Origin of the sequence: Burkholderia sp. ZZQ-2 (assembly GCF_050768715.1) — a bacterium.
In the GTDB taxonomy this organism is placed as follows: domain Bacteria; phylum Pseudomonadota; class Gammaproteobacteria; order Burkholderiales; family Burkholderiaceae; genus Burkholderia; species Burkholderia cepacia.
Genome location: NZ_LDVA01000065.1, coordinates 1 through 5227, shown reverse-complemented (window position 1 = coordinate 5227; position 5227 = coordinate 1). Strand labels below are relative to the sequence as shown.

General features: G+C 69.4%; 5 protein-coding genes. 3 read left to right on the top strand and 2 right to left on the bottom strand.

The window, feature by feature from the left end; all coding sequences use genetic code 11:
- From ABY44_RS02640 to ABY44_RS02630, 3 genes are all read left to right on the top strand, one after another.
- Nucleotides 1–117: hypothetical protein (locus tag ABY44_RS02640; RefSeq protein WP_431640816.1), on the top strand; the 117-nt coding region annotated here is incomplete at its 5' end.
- A gap of 306 nt (nucleotides 118–423) precedes the next feature.
- Nucleotides 424–1512, top strand: a complete 1089-nt coding sequence (locus tag ABY44_RS02635; protein WP_060172957.1) for a glycosyltransferase family 9 protein — start codon at nucleotides 424–426, stop codon at nucleotides 1510–1512.
- A 190-nt stretch (nucleotides 1513–1702) separates the two neighbouring features.
- Nucleotides 1703–2881 carry a glycosyltransferase family 9 protein gene (locus ABY44_RS02630; protein WP_060172958.1) on the top strand — a complete coding sequence of 393 codons (1179 nt, stop codon included), beginning with the start codon at nucleotides 1703–1705 and terminating at the stop codon, nucleotides 2879–2881.
- Between the two features lie 155 nt (nucleotides 2882–3036).
- Here the strand turns inward: ABY44_RS02630 and ABY44_RS02625 are convergent, their stop codons facing one another.
- Together ABY44_RS02625 and ABY44_RS02620 are read right to left on the bottom strand one after the other, a co-directional pair.
- Nucleotides 3037–4317: an O-antigen ligase family protein gene (locus ABY44_RS02625; RefSeq protein ID WP_060172959.1), complete on the bottom strand. Its 1281-nt coding sequence runs from the start codon at nucleotides 4315–4317 to the stop codon at nucleotides 3037–3039.
- A 135-nt stretch (nucleotides 4318–4452) separates the two neighbouring features.
- On the bottom strand, nucleotides 4453–5227 hold a 775-nt coding region (locus ABY44_RS02620; protein WP_431640815.1), incomplete at its 5' end, for a glycosyltransferase family 2 protein.

Here is a 5227-nt window from a genome sequence, read left to right as displayed (position 1 = left end):
GCGCGGGCGCAAGGCGAAATGCGCCTCGGCGACGCATGGCGCGTGAAGCCGAGCGACGTGCTGCTCGCGGAGCTGCGTGCGGCGTTCGACGGCAGCGTCGTCGAAATCACGTACTGACCGCGCTTCAGCCGAAGGCTGTCGCGCCACGCGGCCCGTCGCATCGCCATCGTGCGGTGCGGCGGGCCGTTTTGCATGTTCACGCAAGCGGGTCTTGGGCTGGCCATCCGGACGCTATACAATCCGGCGCTGGCCGCACGAACGCGGCGCCGATCGCCGCTCGTCCGGCGGGTGGCGCCGGTATCGCGCGCATGAACGGGGGCGGATCCGTGCGGCGAGCGGCGATATGCGACAAGGCCGTCCCGGAACCGGATGCGGGGAAATGGCCCGTCGCGACAACAATGAACTGACAGTCACCACATGACCATGGCCAATGGGAACCCGCCGCAGCGGATCCTCGTGATCCGGATCGATTTTTTGGGCGACATGCTGTGCACGACGGCGTTTCTCGGTGCGCTGAAGGAGCGCTGGCCCGGCGCGGAACTGCATGTGGTCGCGAACCGCTACAACGCGGCCGCGCTGGCCGGAAACCCGGACGTGGACATGATCCACACCTACGTGTACAGCCGCCAATGCGAACGCAACGACCGTCCCGGGCGGATGCGTGCGTTCTTCGACCGGCTGCGGCTCGTGCGTCGCCTGCGCCGCTTGCGGTTCGACCTCGTGGTCGTGCCGAACGGCGGCATGCATCGCAGCAGCATGCAGTTCGCGCGCCAGATCGGCGCGAAGGATTGCCGCTGGCACGATGCCGAGACCGAATTCGACGATCGCAAGCCCGAGCATGTCGCGCAGCGGCCGATGTGCCACGAGGCACTGTCGGGTTTCCGGCTCGTGCCCGAGCTCGGCCGCGCCGATCTCGACCGTCTCGAGTTGTCGGTCCATCCCGACCGCGCATTGCAGGACGCGTGGCATCGGCTGCTCGGCGCGCGCACGAAGCCGCGGGTCGGGCTGTTCGTGACGAACAAGGCGGCCGAGCGCCGCTGGCCTGCGGATCGCTGGCACGACCTTGCCGAGCGGCTTGCGCCGAGCGTCGACGTGATCGTGTTTCGCGACCCGGCCGTGGGCCATGCGCCCGAGGACGACTCGTGGCGCGACGTGAGCGCCCGCCATGTCGCGCCTTCGTCGGTCGCCGAGCTGGTGGCGGCCGCGAGCCTGCTCGATGCGATCGTCTCGGCCGACAGCGCCCCCGTGCACCTCGCGTCGGCGCTCGGCGTGCCCGTCGCCGCGCTGTTCGAGGATCGTCCCGAGAAATACCTGCGCTGGCATCCGCTCGGTGTGCCGCACGTGATCCTGCGCGCCGGCGCGACCGTCGACGCGATCGGTGTCGACGCGGTCGAGCGCGCGGTGCGTCATCTGCTGCCGCAGGCCACCCATCGCGACGAACCGCTGGCCGACGCAGCCCACCCGCGGCCGGCCGCCGTTGTTGCGACGCCGCTGATCCTGGCGGCCTCGTAGCGTCACGGGCGTCACAAGCCTCCGCGTGCGGCACCGGCCCGGCACCGGCGCGCGGTGCGCCTGCCGGGCATCTCTCCATGAGCAGGGCCGTATCAGGGCAGCCGCACGGCCGATTCGCCAGGCCGCGCCGGCTGCTGCAAAATCCTGTACATTGCCAGCCTTGTTCAGCCAGCCGGATACCCCAATCGCCGTGGCCCTGTTTTCTTCCGCCCGCCCGCCCAGAACCATCCTCGTGGCCGCGCCGCGCCGTATCGGCGACGTGCTGCTGACGACGCCGCTCGTCCGTTCGCTGAAGGCCCGCTGGCCGGATGCGCAGATCGACATGCTGGTGTTTCGCGGCACCGAAGGCGTGCTCGAGCACAATCCGGACGTGCGGCACGTGATCGTCGTCGCGCAGCGCGCGGGTTTCCGCGAGCGGTTGCGCGACGCGCTGTCGATGTGGCGCCGCTACGATCTTGCGTGCGCGGCGCTGAGCTCCGACCGGCCGCGCTTCTACAGCTGGTTCGCGGGCCGCAAGCGGGTGGGCCTCGTCGATCCGAACCGCGTGACGTGGCTCACGCGGATGATGCTGAACGGGATCGCGATCAATCATCACGAATCCGCGCATACGGTCGTCAGCACGCTGGCACTCGCGCCGGTGATCGGCATCGAGCCGGTGTCCGAGGTCGTCGCGCCCGGCATCGGCGACGATCCGGCACGGCGTGCGCGTTTCGACGCGTGGCTCGCCGAGTCGCCCGCGATCCGCGCCGGCAAGCCGCTGGTCGTCCTGCATCCGTATCCGATGTTCCGTTACAAGCAGTGGCGGCTCGACGGCTGGGTCGAGATGATCGGCTGGCTGCGCGAGCACGGCTATGCGGTCGCGTTGTCGGGCGGCCCGGCCGACAGCGAGCGCGAGTATGCGGAGCAGGTCGCGGCCGAAGCGGGCGGCGACGTGCTGAACCTGGTCGGACGCCTGACGTTCGGCGAAAGCGCCGAACTCGTACGGCGCGCACGGCTCTTCATCGGGCCCGACACCGGCGCGACGCACGTCGCGGCCGCGACCGGCACCGACACGATCGCGCTGTTCGGTCCGTCCGACCCGGTGCGCTGGGGGCCGTGGCCGCAGCACTGGCCGGCGACCGAGAATCCGTGGCCGCTGCGCGGCTCGGGGCGGCACGGGAACGTGTGGCTGCTGCAGGGGGAGGGCGATTGCGTGCCGTGCCGGCACGAGGGCTGCGAGCGCAAGGTCGACAGCCGCAGCGACTGCCTCGTCAATCTCGGTGCGCAGCGCGTGAAGGCCGCAGCGGCCGAGATGCTCGGGCTGAATCCGCCGGGCCCGGCCGCGGTCGCCGTCGATACGTCACGGCTGCATCGCGCCGGCTCCGACTGACGCGCGGGCGGCGCACGCCGTTCTTTTTTGTCGTTCTGGATGGCCTGTTTCGCGACGGGCCGCGCCGAACGCGCGCAGCCCGGTCGCTTCGACGGCGGGTGCCGCCGCCGCCGAAGTCGGTCGGCAGCACGGCGCAGGCCGCCGCGCGTTAAGCGTTACGCGCTGCGCCGGATCGCCGACGTCTCGCGCGGCAGCGCCTCGCCGCGCTCGCCGCAGCCGAGCAGGATACCGGCCAGCAGCACGATCAGGTGCCCTTCGGCGAAATCGAGCAGCAACGAATTCGCGAGACTGCCGATCGCGAAGATCGCGAGCCAGGCGAGCAGCAGATGCCGCGAGCGCGGATCGAGCGCGCGGCTGCCGCGTGCGATCTGCACGATCAGGTTGACGAACAGCAGCAGGCCGAGCGTCCCGAGCTGCACGGCCATCAGCAGGTATTCGTTGTGCGGGTTCGACGTCAGCTGGCCTTCGGCGGCCGTCTTGCCGGCCGTGAGTTTCTCGAATTCGAATTCGAGGCCGCCCGCGCCATAGCCGATCAGCGGCCGCTGGCGATACAGTTCGAACCCCTTCTTGTACCACTCGAGGCGCAGCCCGGTCGACGTCGCCGCATCGCTCTGCCGATACTGCTGCACTTCCGACACGACCTTGACGAGCCGGCCGTTGTGAACCGTGCAAGCCGCGACCACCAGCGCGATGCCGGCCAGGACGAACACCCCGGCGACGAGCCCTGCGCGCAGCGCCGACCGGCGGCGCAGCAACAGCACGAACCGCACCGCGACGACGAGGATCAGCAGCAGCGCGATGACTTGCCCGGTGCGCCCCTGCAGCATCACGAAGACGTTCACCAGCGACCACGCGGCGATGGCGGCGCAAGCGACGCGCGACAGCGTCGTGCGCGCCGACAGCGCGAAATCGGCGGCCTGGTAGAACAGCAGCGCGCCGAACATGCCGGCGGCGATGTGGTTCTTGAACACCCATGCGCGCGACAGCGGCAGCTGGGTCGCATGCGCGGGCCCGATCGCGGTCAGCCCGAGATAGTTGGTCGTCGACAGCAGCAGGATGACGCACAGCGTGGCGAACCAGCAGCGCTGCACGATCGGCGCCCAGTTCGAATGACGGAACGCGACCACGGCAAAAGGCAGCAGCAGCAGCTTGTCGTATTTGGCGACCCAGTTCCACGCCTTGGCGTGCGGCGCAACCGTATAAGTGACGCTGACGGCCAGCGCGGCGAGGATGAGCAGTGCCGCGAGCGAAGCCTGGTCGGTGACCAACGAGCGCAGGTCACGCCAGAATTCGGGGGAGATGACGAGCGCGGCGGCGAACAGCCCGCAGAAGACGTTGGTCAGCGCGGTCGAGACCGGCACCATGCAGAGCGCGGCAACGGCGAAGGCGCGGGCGGCGGTCAGGCGCCGCGTGGCGGGAGCGGAAAACGAAAGCATCGGAACCTGTCGAATGGACGAATGCGGCTTGCGGGCATCGTGCTGCGCGCCGCGCGCCCCAGCGGGAGAGCCGGGACGAACGGCGCAGAGTATACGCGAAGCAGGGGGCGTTTCCGTGCTGTTTTCGGGGCCCGATCAGCTGAACGCGCGCTTGATCCGCGAGCGCAGCAGCGCGCGCTTCAGGCGTCCTTCGACGGCCGGCGTGTCGAGCGCGACGCGCGTGCCGGCCGGTTCGCCGCGATGCAGGTAGTAGCGGTCGAACGTCGCCTGGGTCATGCCCCATTTGTTGAGGAACTGGCGGCGCCCGTCGTTCTTGACGATCTTGCCCGTGCTTTTCTGCTGGAAGTGGTAGACGAGGCTGTCGCCGGCGCCGATGAAGATCCGGCAGCCGGCGTCCCAGAATTTCATCGAGAAATCGTTGTCGCTGCTCATGCCGGGCGACAGTTCGCTGCTGTAGCCGCCGATCCGGTTCCACCAGTCGCGGTGCACGAGCGTCGGCGGCCAGGTCGAACCGAGCCAGTCCGCGCGCGCGAGCTTCGGGGCCGCCGCGACGAGGCCCGCCGCATCGAAATGCTCGGCGTCGCGGCCGAAATTGCTGACCACGACGCACGGGTTGCGCGTGTCGACCGGCTCGATCATCGTGCCCGACAGCATGAACAGGTCGGTCGGCATCTGTTCGATGCGGCGCACGAGCGCCGTGTCCCAGCCGGGGCAGCAAAACATGTCGTCGTTCATGTAGACGACGTAGTCGCGGGTCGCGCGTGCGGCGGCCCAGTTCACCGCGTGGCAGATGCCGATATTGGTCGGCGACGCGGTATGTTCGATGCCTTCGCTGCGCACCCAGTCGAGCGTACCGTCGGAGCCGTCGTTCACGTGGACGATGATCTGGTGGTCGTACGCGGAGTGGCGG

What these genes read in the sequence shown, in the direction of transcription:
- ABY44_RS02635 (WP_060172957.1), top strand. Translation starts at nt 424, where the DNA reads ATGGCCAATGGGAACCCGCCGCAGCGGATCCTCGTGATCCGGATCGAT.
- ABY44_RS02625 (WP_060172959.1), bottom strand. Translation starts at nt 4,317, where the DNA reads ATGCTTTCGTTTTCCGCTCCCGCCACGCGGCGCCTGACCGCCGCCCGC.